This is a genomic window from Pseudomonas sp. F220 (genome assembly GCF_057813935.1).
On sequence record NZ_JBVASJ010000007.1, the window covers coordinates 1 to 17287 of the forward strand.

15 protein-coding genes and 1 pseudogene are annotated in these 17287 nt (G+C 60.3%); 4 read left to right on the forward strand and 12 right to left on the reverse strand.

The features are described 5' to 3' along the window. Positions 1-540: 540 nt before the first annotated feature. Together ACZYSM_RS08850 and ACZYSM_RS08855 are read right to left on the reverse strand one after the other, a co-directional pair. Positions 541-3612 carry an efflux RND transporter permease subunit gene (locus tag ACZYSM_RS08850; RefSeq protein WP_489070849.1) on the reverse strand — a complete coding sequence of 1024 codons (3072 nt, stop codon included), beginning with the start codon at positions 3610-3612 and terminating at the stop codon, positions 541-543. 6 nt (positions 3613-3618) lie between these two features. Beyond that, the gene (locus ACZYSM_RS08855; RefSeq protein ID WP_489070850.1) at positions 3619-4719 is read right to left on the reverse strand and encodes an efflux RND transporter periplasmic adaptor subunit; all 1101 of its coding nucleotides are present in this window, start codon (positions 4717-4719) and stop codon (positions 3619-3621) included. Between the two features lie 94 nt (positions 4720-4813). On the opposite strand from ACZYSM_RS08855, the gene ACZYSM_RS08860 reads away from it, so the two are divergent. Beyond that, complete coding sequence (locus ACZYSM_RS08860) at positions 4814-5458, forward strand: TetR/AcrR family transcriptional regulator (RefSeq protein ID WP_489070851.1); 645 nt, start codon at positions 4814-4816, stop codon at positions 5456-5458. A gap of 135 nt (positions 5459-5593) precedes the next feature. Here the strand turns inward: ACZYSM_RS08860 and ACZYSM_RS08865 are convergent, their stop codons facing one another. Further along, complete coding sequence (locus ACZYSM_RS08865) at positions 5594-6376, reverse strand: class I SAM-dependent methyltransferase (protein ID WP_489070852.1); 783 nt, start codon at positions 6374-6376, stop codon at positions 5594-5596. 93 nt (positions 6377-6469) lie between these two features. On the opposite strand from ACZYSM_RS08865, the gene ACZYSM_RS08870 reads away from it, so the two are divergent. After that, positions 6470-7090 (forward strand): energy transducer TonB, encoded by a 621-nt coding sequence (locus ACZYSM_RS08870; protein ID WP_489070853.1) that lies wholly within the window; start codon positions 6470-6472, stop codon positions 7088-7090. 50 nt (positions 7091-7140) lie between these two features. Here ACZYSM_RS08870 and ACZYSM_RS08875 read toward each other — a convergent pair whose 3' ends face one another. The 6 genes from ACZYSM_RS08875 to ppc form a co-directional block, all read right to left on the reverse strand. Continuing rightward, positions 7141-7962 carry an isocitrate lyase/PEP mutase family protein gene (locus ACZYSM_RS08875; RefSeq protein WP_489070854.1) on the reverse strand — a complete coding sequence of 274 codons (822 nt, stop codon included), beginning with the start codon at positions 7960-7962 and terminating at the stop codon, positions 7141-7143. A 32-nt stretch (positions 7963-7994) separates the two neighbouring features. Next, a complete protein-coding gene (locus tag ACZYSM_RS08880; protein ID WP_489070855.1) occupies positions 7995-8855 on the reverse strand; it encodes a DUF72 domain-containing protein in 861 nt (286 codons plus the stop codon). Continuing rightward, positions 8855-9160: a hypothetical protein gene (locus tag ACZYSM_RS08885; protein ID WP_489070856.1), complete on the reverse strand. Its 306-nt coding sequence runs from the start codon at positions 9158-9160 to the stop codon at positions 8855-8857. Before ACZYSM_RS08885 ends, ACZYSM_RS08880 begins: the two co-directional genes overlap by 1 nt. Positions 9161-9489: 329 nt before the next feature. Further along, positions 9490-10164, reverse strand: a complete 675-nt coding sequence (gene tsaB / locus ACZYSM_RS08890; protein WP_489070857.1) for a tRNA (adenosine(37)-N6)-threonylcarbamoyltransferase complex dimerization subunit type 1 TsaB — start codon at positions 10162-10164, stop codon at positions 9490-9492. Between the two features lie 90 nt (positions 10165-10254). After that, positions 10255-10902, reverse strand: coding sequence for an adenylate kinase (gene adk / locus ACZYSM_RS08895; RefSeq protein ID WP_489070858.1), 648 nt, complete (start codon positions 10900-10902; stop codon positions 10255-10257). A gap of 288 nt (positions 10903-11190) precedes the next feature. After that, positions 11191-13821, reverse strand: coding sequence for a phosphoenolpyruvate carboxylase (gene ppc / locus ACZYSM_RS08900; RefSeq protein WP_489070859.1), 2631 nt, complete (start codon positions 13819-13821; stop codon positions 11191-11193). A 202-nt stretch (positions 13822-14023) separates the two neighbouring features. On the opposite strand from ppc, the gene ACZYSM_RS08905 reads away from it, so the two are divergent. Together ACZYSM_RS08905 and ACZYSM_RS08910 are read left to right on the forward strand one after the other, a co-directional pair. After that, positions 14024-14368 carry a pilin assembly protein gene (locus tag ACZYSM_RS08905; protein ID WP_489070860.1) on the forward strand — a complete coding sequence of 115 codons (345 nt, stop codon included), beginning with the start codon at positions 14024-14026 and terminating at the stop codon, positions 14366-14368. A 63-nt stretch (positions 14369-14431) separates the two neighbouring features. Then, positions 14432-14587: pseudogene (locus tag ACZYSM_RS08910) on the forward strand (OprD family outer membrane porin); the annotation flags it as partial. 90 nt (positions 14588-14677) lie between these two features. Here ACZYSM_RS08910 and pcaC read toward each other — a convergent pair. The 3 genes from pcaC to ACZYSM_RS08925 are packed head-to-tail and all read right to left on the reverse strand — an operon-like array spanning position 14678 to position 17270. Next, a complete protein-coding gene (pcaC, locus tag ACZYSM_RS08915; protein WP_489070861.1) occupies positions 14678-15067 on the reverse strand; it encodes a 4-carboxymuconolactone decarboxylase in 390 nt (129 codons plus the stop codon). Between the two features lie 23 nt (positions 15068-15090). Then, positions 15091-15894, reverse strand: a complete 804-nt coding sequence (gene pcaD, locus ACZYSM_RS08920) for a 3-oxoadipate enol-lactonase (protein ID WP_489070862.1) — start codon at positions 15892-15894, stop codon at positions 15091-15093. Between the two features lie 11 nt (positions 15895-15905). Continuing rightward, on the reverse strand, positions 15906-17270 hold the full coding sequence (locus tag ACZYSM_RS08925; RefSeq protein WP_489070863.1) for a 3-carboxy-cis,cis-muconate cycloisomerase: 1365 nt from the start codon (positions 17268-17270) through the stop codon (positions 15906-15908). Between the last annotated feature and the right edge of the window lie 17 nt (positions 17271-17287).

A 17287-nucleotide genomic window follows, 5' to 3' on the forward strand; every position in this document is an offset into this window, starting at 1 on the left:
CTTACCGCAGCCAACCGGCCGATGGCCGGCCAGCTGCGCCAAGTTACTGATCGACAGCGTTCTGCCTCCGGGGCGCCAAGGCGCTCCAGCCCCTGCTAGAAAACATTGACCCCAGGTCAGACCGTCGCGGATCGATGCCTGCGCCCTTACCGGCCTTCGAGGCCTGAACGTAATCGGCATGCCGCGAGCTCAACCAATGTTGGCCAGAAGCCGAAGACAGCTTCCTCGAACAGGCCTTATACATAGATGCAACCGGGTAGCAGTGTTTGAAAAGCAGGTAGACCGTGGGGGCGAGTCCATACATAAGGGCGGAACCCTAAGTGGCCGTTACCGCAGGAATGGATATGTACACCAGCGAGAGCCAGGTCGGCTGTCAGGCCGCCATCGCGAGCAAGCTCGGCTCCTACAATGGATTTGGTACACCAGCAAGAGCCAGGCCGGCTGTAAGGCCCGCCTTCAGGCAGGCCCCACAATGGATCTGTGTACATCAGCAAGAGACAGGTGAGGGTCAGGACGATACCTACACCTGTACCCCCTTGATCAAACCTGCTCTTTCTTCACCCGGAACCACGCCGCGTACAGCGCCGGCAAAAACAGCAGCGTCAGCGCTGTTGCGACAATCAGCCCGCCCATGATCGCCACGGCCATCGGCCCGAAGAACACGCTGCGTGACAGCGGGATCATCGCCAATACGGCGGCCAGTGCGGTGAGTACGATGGGCCGAAAACGTCGCACTGTGGCCTCGATGATCGCTTGCCATGGCCGCAGCCCGGCAGCGATGTCCTGTTCGATCTGGTCCACCAGAATGACCGAGTTACGCATGATCATCCCGGACAGCGCGATGGTCCCGAGCATCGCCACGAAGCCGAACGGCTGGCGGAACACCATCAGGAACAACGTCACGCCGATCAGCCCCAGCGGCGCGGTGAGAAACACCATCACCGTGCGCGAGAAGCTGCGCAGTTGCAGCATCAGCAAGGTCAGCACGACCACGATGAACAACGGCACCCCGGCCTTGACCGAGTTCTGCCCCCGGGTCGAGTCCTCGACCGTGCCGCCGACATCCAACAAGTAGCCGTCAGGCAGTTCTGCGCGGATCGGCTCCAGGGTCGGCAGGATCTGCTGGACCAGACTCGCCGGTTGTTCCTGACCGTAAATGTCCGCGCGCACCGTCACGTTCGGCAGGCGATTGCGGTGCCAGATAATGCCTTCTTCAAAGCCATATTCCAGGGTCGCGATCTGTGACAGCGCCACGCTTTTGCCGTTATCGGTCGGCACCGCGAGGCTCGGTAACAAGGTCAGCTCAGTGCGCTCATGCATCGTTCCGCGCAGCAGAATCTCGATCAACTCGTTGTCTTCTCGGTACTGGCTGACGCTTACGCCTGTGAGCGAGCTTTGCAGGAACTTCGACAAACTCGCCGTGCTCACGCCCAACGCCCGCGCGCGGTCCTGATCAACGTTCAAGTAGACGACCTTGCTCGGCTCTTCCCAGTCCAGATGCACGTTGACCACATGGGGATTCTCACGCACCTTGGCCGCTACTTTGCGCGCCAGCGCACGGACTTCTTCGATGTGCTCGCCTGTGACCCGGAACTGCACCGGGTAGCCAACCGGTGGGCCGTTCTCCAGCCGCGTGACCCGCGAGCGCAGGGCCGGGAACTGTTCGTTAAGGGTTTCGATCAGCCAGGTGCGCAGGCTTTCACGGTCTTCAATGGTTTTAGCCAGCACGACAAACTGCGCAAAGCTCGCCGCCGGCAGTTGCTGGTCCAGCGGCAGATAGAAACGCGGCGAGCCGGTTCCGACATAGGCCACGTAGTTGTCGATGCCCGCGTGGTCTTTGAGCAACCCTTCCAGACGCTTGACCTGATCGGCGGTGTTACTCAGCGAGACACCTTCGGCCAGCTTCAGGTCGACCATCAATTCCAGTCGTCCGGACGCCGGGAAGAACTGTTGCGGGACGAAGCGAAACAGCACCACCGAGGCCACGAACAGGACGATGGTCAGGCCGATGACGGTTTTGCGCCGGCGCACGCACCATTCCACCAAACGCCGCACCCGCTGATAGAACGGCGTGCCATAAGGGTCTGGGTGACCGACGCCCGTACCGTGTTTGGCGGCATGAATCTTCGCCAGGTCCGGCAACAGTTTTTCGCCGAGATAAGGCACGAACACTACGGCCGCAATCCATGACGCCAGCAACGCGATGGTGACCACCTGAAAAATCGAACGGGTGTATTCGCCGGTGCCGGACTGCGCGGTGGCAATCGGCAGGAAGCCGGCGGCGGTAATCAGCGTACCGGTGAGCATCGGGAACGCGGTGCTGGTCCAGGCATAGCTGGCAGCCTTGAGCCGGTCGTAGCCCTGTTCCATTTTGATCGCCATCATTTCCACGGCGATGATCGCGTCGTCCACCAGCAAGCCCAACGCCAGTACCAGCGCGCCAAGGGAAATCTTGTGCAGGCCGATCCCCAGGTAATACATCGTGGCGAAGGTCATCGCCAGCACCAGCGGAATCGCCAGCGCCACGACCATGCCGGTGCGCACGCCAAGGGAGAAGAAGCTCACCAGTAACACAATCGCCAGCGCTTCGACCAACACCTGAACGAATTCACCGACCCCGGTTTTCACCGCTGCCGGTTGATCGGAGACTTTGCGCAACTCCATGCCGGCCGGGAGATTCTTCTGGATGCGGGCGAACTCGACTTCCAGCGCCTTACCCAACACCAGAATGTCGCCGCCGTCCTTCATCGCCACAGCGAGACCGATGGCGTCTTCGCCCATAAAGCGCATACGCGGCGCCGGAGGGTCATTGAAGCCACGGTGAACATCGGCCACATCGGAGATGCGGAAGGTGCGATCACCGACCCGGATCGGAAAGTTCTTGATCTCTCCTACTGTCTGAAAATTCCCCGAGACGCGCAGTTGCAAACGTTCGCTAGAGGTCTCGAAGAAGCCCGCAGTGGACACCGCGTTCTGTTCTTCAAGGGCTTGCTGTACCGCAGCCAACGGCAGCCCGAGGGTGGCCAGCTTGACGTTGGACAGCTCGATCCAGATCTTCTCGTCCTGCAGCCCCAGCAGATCGACCTTGCCGATATCCTTGACCCGTTGCAGCTGGATCTGGACGCGATCGGCGTAGTCCTTGAGCACCGCGTAGTCGAAACCGCTGCCGGTCAGCGCGTAGATATTGCCGAAGGTGGTGCCGAATTCATCGTTGAAAAACGGCCCCTGAATACCCGGAGGCAAGGTCTGGCGGATATCGCTGATCTTCTTGCGGACCTGATACCACAGCTCGGGAATCTGCGCGGAATGCATCGAGTCCCGGGCCATGAAGGTCACCTGGGATTCACCGGGGCGGGAGAACGAGACAATCCGCTCGTACTCGCCGGTTTCCATCAGCTTCTTTTCAATGCGCTCGGTGACTTGCCGCGACACTTCCTGAGCGGTAGCACCCGGCCAATTGGTGCGAATCACCATGGCTTTGAAGGTGAACGGCGGGTCTTCGCTTTGGCCCAGCTTGGTGTAGGACAGCGCGCCGACGACTGCCAACAACAGCATCAGGAACAGTACGATCTGGCGATTGCGTAGCGCCCATTCGGAAAGATTGAAACTCATCGGGGACTACTCCTTGACCGCCACATTGACCACGCGATTGGAGCGATCCACCGGACGCACTTGCTGGCCTTCGTGAAGCACGTGCACACCCGCAGCCACCACCCAATCACTGGCGCTCAAGCCTTCAAGGACCGGTACGGTTTTCTCGCCAAATGCACCGACGCGTACGGGGGCGCGCGTGAGGGTGTTGTTGGCACCGACGACCCAGACGTAGGTTGCGCCGTTTTCTGCGGTGAGTGCCGAGAGCGGTACCGACAGCGGCACGACACCTGCGGCTTGAATAAATACCCGAGCGCTCTGGCCGAGTTCGGCCGGAACTTTACCGGCGGCGAAGGTGACGCGGGCGGCGAAGGTCCGGGATTTTGGATCGGCGGCCGGTGACAGTTCTCGAATACGCCCGGCGAATTGCTGACCCGGTTGCGTCCACAGCTCTACCGAAACGTCCTGTCCGACCTTGAAGCGGCCAAAATTTTGCTCCGGCAGGCTGATCAGCACTTCCCGCTCGCCATCGGTGGCCAGGGTGAACACCGTCTGCCCGGCCGACACCACTTGCCCAACCTCGATCGCACGCTTGGCGACTACACCATCCTGCGGCGCACGCAGTACCGCGTAGCTGGCCTGATTGTTGGCAACATCAAACTCGGCCTTGATCTGCTTGAGCCGTGCTTCGCCTGCGCGGTACATGTTTTCTGAATTGTCGTACTGCGAACGGCTGACCATCTGCCGGTCCATCAAGGTCTTGTAGCGATCACGCTCGGCGCGCACCAGCCTGAGGTTGGCCTCGGCGGCCGCGACTTGGGCGCGGGTCGCTTCCAGTTGCAGGCGGACGTCCTGGGGGTCGAGCTCTGCCAATGGCTGGTTGGCCTTGACCCGCTCACCCTCTTCGACCAGTCGTCGGCTGACCTTGCCACCGATGCGAAACGCCAGATCCGGCTCATAACGCGCCCGGACTTCACCGGGATAGCTGTCCATCGCCTGGGCCGAAGGCTCTGGCTGAACCACCATGGCAGGACGCACGGTGATTTGCACCGGCTCGTCGTGACCGCACGCAGACAACAAAAAAGCCAGACCGACTGGCATCGCGAGGGACAAGGCATAGCGGAACATGGTGAAGGACCTTTCGCTAATGGTGCTTTGAATAATTATACTGACCGGTATGTTATTAATAGCAAACTCACCAGTCCAGTATTAAAAGCGAAGAATGTCGAACACTCTCTCTGCACCCAACGGTCCCGGCCGCCCCAAGGACCTGGCAAAACGTCAGGCTATCCTCGACGCGGCGAAAAATCTGTTTCTGAGCAATGGCTACGCCAGCACCAGCATGGATGCTGTCGCGTCTGAGGCTGGGGTATCGAAGCTGACGGTCTACAGCCACTTCAACGACAAGGAGACACTGTTCTGCGCCGCGGTGGTGGCCAAGTGCGAGGAGCAACTGCCGACGCTGTTCTTCGAGCTGCCGGACGGCATGCCGATCGAAAATGTGCTGCTGAACATCGCGCGCCGCTTTCACTTGCTGATCAACAGCGACGAATCCGTGAACCTGCACCGCTTGATCATGGCCCTGGGTAGCCAAGACCCGAAGCTATCGCAGATTTTTTTCGAGGCCGGACCGCAGCGCATGCTGCAGGGCATGGAGCGGCTATTGACGAAAATCGACCAGGTCGGGGCCTTGAGCATCGATAAACCACTGAATGCCGCCGAGCATTTCTTCTGCCTGCTCAAGGGCGCTGCGAACTTTCGCCTGCTCTACGGCTGCGGCGCCCCCCTGACCGGTGAAGCCGCCGAGGCGCATGTGCAGGAAGTGGTGGCGTTGTTTATGCGGGCCTATCGGCCGGAATCAGTCTGATAGATATTTAGCGCCCGGGCTGACTCCATCGCGAGCAAGCCCGCTCCCACACTGATTCTGAGGTGTACACACAATGTGTGATCACCATCAATCAAATGTGGGAGCGGGCTTGCTCGCGATGGAGTCAGCCCGGTCTTAAGGCTTGAGCGCTTTTTTCGGGTAGATGTCGTAACGGCTGGACTTGCCATCCAGCGCATGGCTTGGCTTGGGCCCTTCGATACACGGCGCCTTGCGCGGGCGTTTGACCACGACCCGGTGGCTGGCCAGCGCCAATGCGGCTTCAAGCAAGGCCGGAGCATCTGGATCATCGCCAACCAGCGGCCGGAACAGGCGCATTTCCTTCTTCACCAGCGCAGTTTTCTCACGATGCGGGAACATCGGGTCCAGATAGATTACCTGCGGCGGCTCCCCTTCCCAATTACGCATCACCTCAATCGAGTTGCCTTTGAGCAGGCGCATCCGCGAGACGATCGGCGCCACCTCAAAATCCTGAAGCCCACGGGCCAGACCGTCTTCCAGCAGCGCGCCGATCAGCGGCTGGCGCTCGATCAGACTCATTTCGCAACCCAGACTGGCCAGCACGAATGCATCCTTACCCAGCCCTGCCGTGGCATCCAACACTCGCGGACGTACGCCTTGAGCGACGCCGACCGCTTTGGCGATCATCTGGCCGCTGCCGCCGCCATACAGCCGCCGATGCGCAGCACCGCCCTCAACGAAGTCCACCCGCACCGGTCCCGGTGCATCCGGCCCGAGCTGTTGCAGCTGCAAACCCTGCTCCGTGACCTGTAAAGCGAACTCGGCATCGTCCATCAGCAAAGGCAAGCCGAGTCGCTCGGCCCATTGCTCCGCTTGCGCGGCAGACGCTCCGGCTAGCGCCTCGACTTTGATGCGGCAGGCCGCTGGTTGCTCAATCATGGGGAAACACGCTCAAAAAATTAATGATCGGCAAAAACGGCCGATAAAAGAACTATCAGGCATTTTGCCAGAGCTGAGCGTCGACCGAGAGAAATGTCAGACATTCAACGCACATCGATAGGCTATATCTCGCGTCACGGCGACTATGGTCTGCGCAATTCCCAAGCACTGAGCGGCGTCAGTCACCTGTGGCAGGATTTCTTTGCCCGGGCGTTGGCCGATCAGGGGGGCGATGCTGCGACTGCTCATGGCGAAAAAACCGCGGTTGCGGTCGATGGTCCGATCGAGCCAAACGGCGGCACTGACCTGCTCACGCAAATCGTCACGCAACGCCATTGCGATGTTCAAGACACCGAGATCCGCCCGCCAGAGCCGTTGTTCCTGCCGATTGCCGAGTTCGAAATGGACCTGGCGGATAAGCCGGCCATCCCGTTCCCGCCAGAAGAAATCGCTGCGCAACAGAAGCAGCAGAACTTCGAGAGCGGCTGGGTTCGCCCGATCGTGCTCAACGCGGGTCAACCACTGCCTGCGCCCGGCCCTGCACCGCAACCCCGTGCGCTGCATCTGCCAATTGCCAAGTTCGAACTCGACCTTCTGGACAAACCGGCAATCCCTTACCCGCCAGAAGAACTCGTCGAACAACAGAAACAATTCGACTTCGACAACGGCTGGGCACGCCCGCTGATTCTGCAAAACCTGCGCATCGCCGCCTGAGCCTCAAGCCTCAAGCCCCTGTCAGAAACCGCACGACAGCGCCTGGCTAATCAGCCTTTGAATAGCTGATTGATCTGCCCAAACGGCATGGCTTGGTCGGCAAAATCGAAGGTGCCTCGTCCGTGAACTTCCTGAGCTGCGCTATAGAGCGCACCATAAGCCGCACGCGCCATTGCAGAACCGACACTGATACGTTTGACGCCCATTTCGCTGAGTTCAGCCACCGTGAGATGTACGCCGCCCGACATCAACACATTGACCGGTTTGGGCGCCACGGCCCGGACCACTGCGAGGATTTCTTCTCGCGTGCGCAGCCCCGGGGCATACAGCACATCGGCTCCCGCTTCGGCGAATGCCTGCAAGCGGCGAATGGTGTCCGCCAGGTCAAGCTTGCCGTGCAGGAGATTCTCCGCCCGGGCCGTCAGCATGAACGGGAACGGCAGGCTGCGCGCAGCCTCTACCGAGGCCTCGATGCGCTCGACAGCCAGTGAAAACGGATAGACAGGATCGTCCGCGTGGCCCGTGGCGTCTTCAATCGAGCCGCCGACCACGCCGTCAGCCGCCGCACGCAAGAGATTTTCGGCGCAACCTTCAGGGCTGTTGGAGAAGCCGTTTTCCAGGTCAACTGCAACCGGAAGATTCGTTGCACCCACAATCGCCCGGACATTTTCGAGGGTATTCTCCAGCGACAACGCACCGTCCGGACGGCCTCGAGAAAAAGCAAAACCGGCACTGGTGGTCGCCAACGCCGCATAGCCAAGACTGGCGAGCATTTTTGCCGAACCGGCATCCCACGGATTGGGAATCACGAAAGCCGTGTCACGCTCATGGAGTGCCTTGAAGGCTTGGGCACGAAGGGTTTGCGCATCCATTTGCTCGCTCCTGAAGAAGGGATTGGCCCACCTCAGAGCAAGCCGAGTTGCTCCGCAGCAGGCTCTCTGTATAGCTCAGGCAGCGCTGGCAAGCCAGGCAAACGTGCCATCAACTTGGCGTGAAAACGCTGCGCCAGTTGGGCGGCAAGGCGATTATCGGCAGTGTGCAGAAAGATATAGGGCGTGCGTCCCTCTTCGATCCAGACCGCAATCTTTTCGACCCACGGCAGCAGAAACGGATCGTTGGCCTCAAGCTCGGGATGGCCGATAAAGCGCACTTGCGGGAACTGGGTGAAAGCCGCCGGGCGTGGCGGTACTTTGGGCTTTTTCGATTGTGCATGCAGCACCGACGGATCGGTCGAGGTGCAACTGAACAAGGCCCGCGGATCGAGGCAAATGCGCTCGACGCCACGGTCCAGCAATAGCCGATTGAGCATCCGCTCGGCATCGCCTTTGGTAAAGAATTCCCGGTGCCGCACCTCAACGGCCAGTGGTCGTTCCAGGCCATCGATAAAACCGGCCAACTCCGCCAGACGCTGAGGCGAAAAGGTTGCCGGTAATTGCAACCACAGCGGTGAGACCCGCGCACCCAGTGGTCTGAGCAATTGCAGGAAGGTCTCAGCAGCGGTCAACTGCTCGCGCAGGTCGCCACCGTGGCTGATGTCACCGGGAAATTTGGCAGTGAAGCGAAAGTGTTCGGGCATGATCTCGGCCCAGCGCTGTACCGTCGTTGCCGCAGGACGTGCGTAGAAGGTGGTGTTGCCTTCCACGGCGTTGAACACTTGGGAATACAGACCGAGAAACTCCGCCGGCCGCGCACTTTCCGGGTACAGGTACTCACGCCAGGCGTTTTCGCTCCAGGAAGGACAACCGAGGTAATAAGGGAGCAGCATCAGATGTGCAGATCGAGCCCCAGCACTTCCATGTCCCAATCGACAAAACTGGCAGTGGTCAGGTAGCTGGCCAGGGCATTAGCAGCGCTTTTGCTCATGGCACGATGGAAAATCATGTCTTGCTGACGGGCGGGGAGATTGCTGGTGCGACCAGCCGACGCTTGGGAGCGTGCGCTGAGCGGCGTATCGGACTGGATTTCAATCTCACCATCGACATCCTCAAGGGAGTCGTCCACCACTACATTGCCTTTGCGAGGCTTGCGCTTGATGGGGTAGGACTGAGAGGAAATGCCGTCTATACGCATAAGTACATGCTCGGTATCAATGATGGCAATTTAGCGGCACCTAACCGACTACGCAAATGCCCAAGTGATAACTAGAACACAGAATATGCAAAAGGTTTAAAAGCGGGCGAGAATTGGTAAGGAAACTGACGATTGGCAGGCTCACACATCCCCTGTAGCAGCTGCCGCCAGGCTGCATCCGGCCGCGCAACGGTCGTAAAATCCGACATCGCGTTTTTTCAGGTTAACCGTGGAAGCAGGATTTACGACCGCTGCGCGGCCGGACGCAGGCTCCGCCAGCTGCTACAGATTGCTTATTGCCCGCGAATGAAGCACCTCGGCATTGGGACTTACCGCGCTTTTGGCGTCGCCACTTTATCGCGCAGATACACCGGCTGCGCCTGGTCAGCGGGAATCGCTTCACCGCGTTCCCAGGCAAAACGCGCGAGGGTCAACAGGTCTTCGGCATGGGGTAACATACCCGCGTCCTGCCCCGTCAGGCTAACCGCAATCCGCTCGGCATAACCCCAACCGGTGCCCGCGCCAAACCACTCACCATTAGCATCGGCCGGCAAAGCAGCCACCTCGGGTGGCAACACCGCTTCAGCGCCGACCAGGCGCATTTCGCCGGCCGTTTCGCGGTAGCAGCCCCAATACACTTCATCCATCCGCGCATCGATGGCCGCAGCGACCTGGCTTGCACCGTGCTCGCGAAATGCCCGCTGAGCCAGCACTGCCAGATTGGACACCGGCAACACCGGACGCTCCAGAGCGAACGCCAAGCCCTGAACCACACCGATGGCGATCCGCACACCGGTAAACGCACCCGGCCCACGGCCGAAAGCAATCGCGTCGACCGCCTGCAAAGTGGTCCCCGCCTCGGCCAGCAGATCCTTGATCATCGGCAAAAGCTTCTGCGCATGCAGACGTGGGATCACCTCGTAATGGCTCGTGACCTTGCCGTCATGCAGCAAAGCAACGGAGCAAGCTTCAGTCGCGGTGTCCAGGGCCAGCAAGGTGCTCATCGGTGTTTCCGTCAGAGTGAAAAAAGTGCGCCAGTATAAACAACAACGGCCCGCAAGCGGGCCGTTGAACGTGAAGCATAATCAGACTTTTCAGCTCAGTGCTTCAAGCACCTTGCCGGTGATCGCTTCAACCGAGCCGACGCCAGCGATATGGCTGTACTTTGGCTTGCCCTGGCTAGCGGCCAGATTCTGGTAGAAAGCCACCAGCGGCTTGGTCTGGGAATGGTAGACCGACAGACGATGACGCACGGTTTCTTCTGTGTCGTCTTTACGCTGCACCAGGTCTTCGCCGGTAACGTCGTCTTTGCCGGCTACTTTCGGCGGATTGTAGACGGTGTGGTAAACGCGGCCGCTGGCCTCGTGTACACGACGACCGGCGATACGCTGAACGATTTCTTCGTCATCGACGGCGATTTCAACCACGCTGTCCAGCTCGACACCGGCCTTGACCAGCGCTTCGGCCTGCGGAATGGTGCGCGGGAAGCCATCGAACAGGAAACCGTTGGCACAGTCAGCCTGGCTGATGCGTTCTTTGACCAGGTTGATGATCAGGTCATCGGACACCAGGCCGCCGCTGTCCATCACGCTCTTGGCGATCAGGCCCAGCTCGGTGCCAGCCTTGACGGCAGCACGCAGCATGTCGCCGGTGGAGATTTGCGGAATGCCGAACTTTTCAGTGATGAACTTAGCCTGAGTACCTTTACCGGCCCCGGGAGCTCCCAGCAGAATTACGCGCATCGATGTGCTCCTCAATTTTTTATTTAGATAACGTCGGATTCGCCTCGTGGGGCCAATCTCAAAAATAGGGTCGTGGCCGCCCAAACGGCCAAAGGCTGATCAAGATACACAGCAGGCACGGACCACACAAGCCGCCGAAAGTAGCAGGAACCCGTGACAATGTTGCCCCTGCGACGAGGTACTCCAAGTCGCAACCCAATAACAAAGTGTCGCCTGGCAGCAGCGGCCGCCTCTCTCGAACCGACCGCCAGAGTGATGCGCCAAGTCACTGACACAGCCGAAAAGACCTTAGCCGGTATTGCGCAAACCGGCGGCAATCCCCGCCACAGACACCAGCAGCGCCTGTTCCAACGGGCTGCCCTGCACCGCGTCCTGTTGCCGCGAACGCGCCAGCAACTCGGCCTGTAATAGATGCAGCGGGTCCAGGTAGGTGTTGCGCAGACGGATGAACTCAAGGGTGTCAGGGCTATGTGCCATCAGCTGAGACTGGCCGGTCAAGCCCAACACCACGCAACAGGCCTGCGACAATAGGTCGCGTAAATGCGCACCCAAAGGCAACAAATCCGGCTCCACCAATCGCTCATCGTAGGACTGCGCGATATCCGCGTCCGCCTTGGCCAGGACCATTTCCAGCATATCAATGCGTGTGCGGAAGAACGGCCACTGTTCACGCATCTGCGCCAACAGCTCGCCCTCACCGCGTTCCAGCGCTTTGCTCAAGGCCGCTTCCCAACCCAGCCAGGCGGGAAGCATCAAGCGCGTCTGGGTCCAGCCGAAGATCCACGGGATCGCCCGCAAACTTTCGATGCCCCCGGCACGGCGTTTGGCCGGACGACTGCCCAGCGGTAAACGGCCCAACTCCTGCTCCGGCGTCGACTGGCGGAAATACTCGACGAACTGCGGATTGTCACGCACCACTGCGCGATAGGCCTTCACACCATCAGCCGCTAATTCGTCCATCAACACCCGCCAGGCCGGTTGTGGCGGCGGAGGCGGTAATAAGGTGGCTTCCAGTACCGCGGCCAGATACAGATTGAGGTTCTGCTCGGCAATATCTGGCAGGCCGAACTTGAAACGGATCATTTCACCCTGTTCTGTTGTGCGGAAACGCCCCGCAACCGACCCCGGCGGTTGCGACAGAATCGCTTCGTGGGCCGGACCACCGCCACGCCCCACCGTGCCGCCGCGACCATGGAACAACAGCAGTTCGACTTGCTGCTCGCGGCAGATGTCCACCAACCGTTCCTGGGCACGATATTGCGCCCAGGCCGCTGCCGTGGTGCCCGCATCCTTGGCCGAATCGGAGTAACCGATCATCACTTCCTGTGGCCCCTGTAACCGCGAGCGGTAGCCCGGCAAGAGCAACAGCTTCTCGATCACCGGGCCGGCGTTATCGAGGTCAACCAGGGTTTCGAATAACGGCACTACGCGCATCGGCCGCAACACCCCGGCCTCCTTGAGCAGCAGTTGCACCGCTAGCACGTCGGAAGCGGCGCCCGCCATGGAGATCACATAGGAGCCCAAAGACGCAGCCGGTGCCGCCGCGATTTCCCGGCAGGTTGCCAGCACTTCAGCCGTCTCGCCCGAGGGTTTGAAATGAGCCGGCAGCAATGGCCGCCGATTGCTCAGCTCACGCATCAGGAACGTGATCCGCTCCTCTTCGCTCCAGTCGCCATAGCGCCCCAGTCCGAGATAGTCGGTGATTTCGGTCATGGCGGCCGAATGCCGCGAGGAGTCCTGACGCACGTCCAGACGCACCAGGAATAACCCGAAAGTCACCGCACGGCGCAAGCAATCGAGCAGCGGACCATCGGCAATTACGCCCATGCCGCACTCATGCAACGACTGATAACAGAGCTCAAGTGGATCGAGCAGGTCACGGTTGTTTTGCAAAACGTCGGTGCCCGCCACTGACGCACCACTCAGGGACACGTGCGCCCAATTGCGGGTCGCACGCAGGCGCTCACGCAACTGTTTAAGCACAGCGCGATAGGGTTCTGCACTCTCCCCGGCCTTGGCGCGTAACTCGTCGTTGGCCTGCTGCATCGACAGCTCAGCGGCCAGCTGATCGATATCGCGCAGGTACAAATCTGCGGCCATCCAGCGTGCCAACAGCAGCACCTCGCGGGTGACCGGTGCCGTGACATTCGGGTTGCCGTCACGGTCGCCGCCCATCCAGGACGCGAAACGAATTGGCGCGGCTTCCAACGGTAAACGCAAGCCCGTGGCGGCATGCAACGCCTGGTCAGCCTTGCGCATGTAGTTGGGGATCGCCTGCCACAGCGAATGCTCGATCACCGCAAACCCCCACTTGGCCTCATCCACTGGCGTAGGTCGGGTGCGGCGGATTTCTTCGGTGTGCCAGGCTTCGGCGATCAATCGCTGCAAGCGCTGCTGAATCTGCTCGCGCTCGGCGGTGGTCAGATCACGGTGATCCTGCGCAGCCAGTTGGGCTGCGATGGCATCGTATTTCTGGATCAGGGTGCGGCGCGCCACTTCGGTCGGGTGCGCAGTGAGCACCAGCTCGATCTCCAGTCGCCCCAACTGCCGGGCCAGTGACTCGGCGCTATGCCCTTCAGCGCGCAAACGTGCGAGCAACTCTGGCAACACCCTCGACTCGAACGGCGCCGGTTGCGACTCGTCGCGCCGATGGATCAACTGATATTGCTCGGCAATATTGGCCAGGTTGAGAAACTGATTGAACGCGCGCGCCACCGGCAGCAGCTCGTCCTCGCTCAACTGGTTCAGGCTGGCGCTCAGTTCTGCGTCCGCCGAGCCACGGCGATCGGCCTTGGCGCCCTTGCGAATTTGCTCGATTTTGTCGAGAAAGCCCTCCCCGTACTGTTCACGGATAGTGTTGCCCAACAGTTCACCCAACAGGTGAACATCTTCGCGCAAGCGCGCATCAATATCGGTCATCTATGTGTTCTCCAGCAGACTCGGGGCGGCTCGGAAGGCTCAAGAGTGCCGCTCGCGCCACGTTCTTACAAGTGTGCGACGAATCGACTTTAAACCTTGGGCGATAAAGCTAGTCTCAATATATGCCCTACAATGGCTTATCACCGGCCCACGCCGGTCAGTCATCACTGCCTGCCACAAGCAGGTGATCATTGAGGTCGCTATGAAAATTCGTGAGCTCGCCCAACATTGGGAAGAAAACGCCAAGGGTCGCTTGACCAAGACCGGCTACACGATCCGTCTGGACGTAGAAGCCGCTGCACGCCTGGCGGCGATTACCGAGATGTACCCAAAACGGCATGCCGAAGAACTGCTCGGCGAACTGATCGGCGCCGCGCTGGAAGAGCTCGAAACGAGCTTTCCCTACGTCAAAGGCCCGCATATCGTCGCCACCGACGAAGAAGGTGATCCACTCTACGAAGACGTCGGCCCTACCCCGCGTTTCCTGGCGTTATCGCGACGCCATTTGCACGATTTGTCCGCTCAGTCAGACAAGCAAAAACACTGATTACGTCGTCCCTTCCCAGCCAAAAAATCCGGATTCCAATAAAGATTCCGGATTTTTTATGCCTACGGTCGCGAGAGCGAGCTGGCCTACACCGTACAGAGCGGTACCCTGAAAAACCTCAACCTCAGATGGCGCAACTCGACCATGCGTCGCGATTACAGCAGCAACGAGTTCGACGAGAACCGGGTAATTGTGAGCTACCCGATCAGTTTGTTGTAGGAGCGAGCTTGCTCGCGATGGACTAAAGAGCGGCGCGTTTATTCAGAAAGTACGCGTCATCGTTAACGTCCATCGCGAGCAAGCTCGCTCCTACAACGATTCAACCCCCAGCTCATCCCACACCGATTCGGCCAGGTGGAAAGTCGCATTCGCGGCTGGAATCCCGCAGTAGATGGCGCTCTGCATCAGCACTTCCTTGATCTCGGCGCGGGTCACACCGTTGCTCGCGGCAGCACGCAGATGCAGTTTGAGCTCTTCATTGCGGTTCATGCCGATCAGCATGGCGATGGTGATCAGGCTGCGGGTGTGCCGAGGCAGGCCCGGGCGGGTCCAGATATCACCCCAGGCGTGGCGGGTGATCATTTCCTGGAACTCTGAGTTGAACTCGGTGAGGGCATTCAGGCTGCGGTCGACATGAGCATCGCCGAGGACCGCGCGACGCACTTGCAGGCCGTCGTCATAACGTTGTTTCTCGTCCATATAGGGCTCCTCAGATTCCGTCTTCAACTAATAGAAAGTTCGGCTAATAGAAAGGCCAAAACCCGGTCACTGAACGCAGCGCCCGCCTGGACGTTGGACAGGTGCGCGGCATAGAACTCGGCGTATTCGGCGCCTTGCACGTGCTCTTGAATAAAGTGCCCGCCGGACGGCGGCGTGACCGCATCTTCAGTGCCGCAAATCACCAGCGTCGGCACCTTGATCGACGACAACTGCTCGCGGAAATCGGCATCACGCACCGCTGCGCAATTGGCGGCATAACCTTGCGGTGAGGTGGCGGCGAGCATGTCGGTGATCTGTTTCGCCTGTTGTGGATTGGCCTCGGCGAAGTCCGGGGTGAACCAGCGGGCAATCGAGGCATCACGCAGTGCAACCATCGCCGCAGGACCGTCGCGCAGCACAGTTTCGATCCGCGGGTTCCATACCGATGGCTCGCCTATTTTCGCCGCAGTGTTGCACACCACCAGTTTGCGCAGACGCTCACCGGCATTGATCCCCAGCCACTGGCCGATCAGCCCACCCATGGACAAACCACAGAAATGAGCACGCTCGATATGCAAGGCATCGAGCAGCGCCAGTACGTCACGGCCCAGTTGCTCGATGCTGTAAGGCCCCGGCGTCACCAGTGAACGACCGTGGCCGCGCGTGTCGAAACGCAGCACCCGAAAATGCTTGGTAAAGGCCGGGATCTGGAGGTCCCACATGTGCAGGTCAGTGCCCAGCGAGTTGGACAGCACCAGCACCGGCGCATCTTCCGGACCATCGAGTTGGTAGTTCAGTTCGCCATCGGCGAGTTGTACGAATCCCACAGCAGTCTCCTTCAGGCATTCAAAGCAAAATGTTCAGCCACCGCTCGCTCGACCCAGGTATGGGCCTGACCGAGGTAATGGGCAGGGTCCAGCAGACGATCGAGTTCATCGGCCGAGAGTTCGGCGGTCACCTGCGGCTCATCGCCGAGCACCGCGCGCAAGTGACGCTGCTCAGCGACAGCCCGCTTGCAGCATTGTTCGAGCAGATGATGAGCCGTATCTCGGCCCACTCGCTGGGCGAGGACGATACTCACCGCCTCGGCCAGCACCAGGCCCTGAGTCAGGTCGAGGTTTTTCGCCATGCGCTCGGCATCGACCTCCAAGCCGTCAGCCACCAGCAAGGCTTGTTGCAAGGCACCGGACACCAGGCAGCAAATCTCCGGCAGGGTTTCCCATTCTGCATGCCACAAACCCAGGCTGCGTTCATGTTCCTGGGGCATCGCGCTGAACAACGTCGCGAGCAAACCCGGCACCCGGGTCGCGGCGCCGATCAGCACCGCCGCGCCCACCGGATTGCGTTTGTGCGGCATGGTCGATGACCCGCCCTTGCCCGGTGCCGCGGGTTCGAAAACTTCCGCAGCCTCGGTCTGCATCAACAAACTGATATCGCGACCGAGCTTGCCCAGGCTGCCGGCGATCAGGCCCAGCACCGCACCGAATTCCACCAGGCGATCGCGCTGGGTGTGCCAAGGTTGTTCCGGTAGCGTGAGTTGCAGCTCCTGCGCGAGCGCCTCGGCAATCGGCATGGCCTGCTCACCGAGCGCCGCGAGGGTCCCGGAAGCGCCGCCGAATTGCAGCACCAATAAACGCGGTTTGAGCTCCCGCAGTCGTTGCCGACTGCGGGTCACGGCCCCTAGCCAACCGGCGATCTTCATGCCCAAGGTCACCGGCGTTGCATGTTGCAGCCAGGTTCGCCCGGCCAGCGGTGTGGCCACATAACGTTCGGCCTGGATCGCCAGGGTGTCGCCCAGTCGCGCCAGTTCACGGTCAATCAGGTGCAAGGCGCTGCGCAGTTGCAGCACCAGGCCGGTGTCCATCACATCCTGGCTGGTAGCGCCCAGATGCACATAACGTTCGGCGTTAGCGTCATGAGTGGCGATCTGTTTGCCCAGCGCCTTGACCAGTGGGATCGCCGAATTCCCTGCCGTGGCAATCGCCTCGCCCAGCGCGAAGAAGTCGTAATGCTCTGCCCTGCATGCCGCTTCAATCGGCGCGACAGCGGTCTGTGGAATCAACCCGACCCGCGCCTCGGCCCGCGCCAGCGCCGCTTCGAAATCAAGCATGGCCTGAACCCGGCCTTGATCGCAGAACACTTCACGCATATCGCGGGCAGTGAAATAGGCATCGAACAATTGATTGCTCGGTCGTTCACTCATAAACAATCCCTTCGAGG

Excerpts from the sequence above, each read along its gene's own strand:
- ppc (WP_489070859.1), bottom strand. The coding sequence starts at position 13,821 with ATGACCGATATTGATGCGCGCTTGCGCGAAGATGTTCACCTGTTGGGT.
- ACZYSM_RS08880 (WP_489070855.1), bottom strand. The coding sequence starts at position 8,855 with ATGCTGCTCCCTTATTACCTCGGTTGTCCTTCCTGGAGCGAAAACGCC.
- ACZYSM_RS08865 (WP_489070852.1), bottom strand. The coding sequence starts at position 6,376 with ATGATTGAGCAACCAGCGGCCTGCCGCATCAAAGTCGAGGCGCTAGCC.
- adk (WP_489070858.1), bottom strand. The coding sequence starts at position 10,902 with ATGCGCGTAATTCTGCTGGGAGCTCCCGGGGCCGGTAAAGGTACTCAG.
- ACZYSM_RS08875 (WP_489070854.1), bottom strand. The coding sequence starts at position 7,962 with ATGGATGCGCAAACCCTTCGTGCCCAAGCCTTCAAGGCACTCCATGAG.
- tsaB (WP_489070857.1), bottom strand. The coding sequence starts at position 10,164 with ATGAGCACCTTGCTGGCCCTGGACACCGCGACTGAAGCTTGCTCCGTT.
- ACZYSM_RS08850 (WP_489070849.1), bottom strand. The coding sequence starts at position 3,612 with ATGAGTTTCAATCTTTCCGAATGGGCGCTACGCAATCGCCAGATCGTA.
- ACZYSM_RS08860 (WP_489070851.1), top strand. The coding sequence starts at position 4,814 with ATGTCGAACACTCTCTCTGCACCCAACGGTCCCGGCCGCCCCAAGGAC.
- pcaC (WP_489070861.1), bottom strand. The coding sequence starts at position 15,067 with ATGGACGAGAAACAACGTTATGACGACGGCCTGCAAGTGCGTCGCGCG.
- ACZYSM_RS08885 (WP_489070856.1), bottom strand. The coding sequence starts at position 9,160 with ATGCGTATAGACGGCATTTCCTCTCAGTCCTACCCCATCAAGCGCAAG.
- ACZYSM_RS08870 (WP_489070853.1), top strand. The coding sequence starts at position 6,470 with ATGTCAGACATTCAACGCACATCGATAGGCTATATCTCGCGTCACGGC.
- ACZYSM_RS08905 (WP_489070860.1), top strand. The coding sequence starts at position 14,024 with ATGAAAATTCGTGAGCTCGCCCAACATTGGGAAGAAAACGCCAAGGGT.
- ACZYSM_RS08855 (WP_489070850.1), bottom strand. The coding sequence starts at position 4,719 with ATGTTCCGCTATGCCTTGTCCCTCGCGATGCCAGTCGGTCTGGCTTTT.
- ACZYSM_RS08925 (WP_489070863.1), bottom strand. The coding sequence starts at position 17,270 with ATGAGTGAACGACCGAGCAATCAATTGTTCGATGCCTATTTCACTGCC.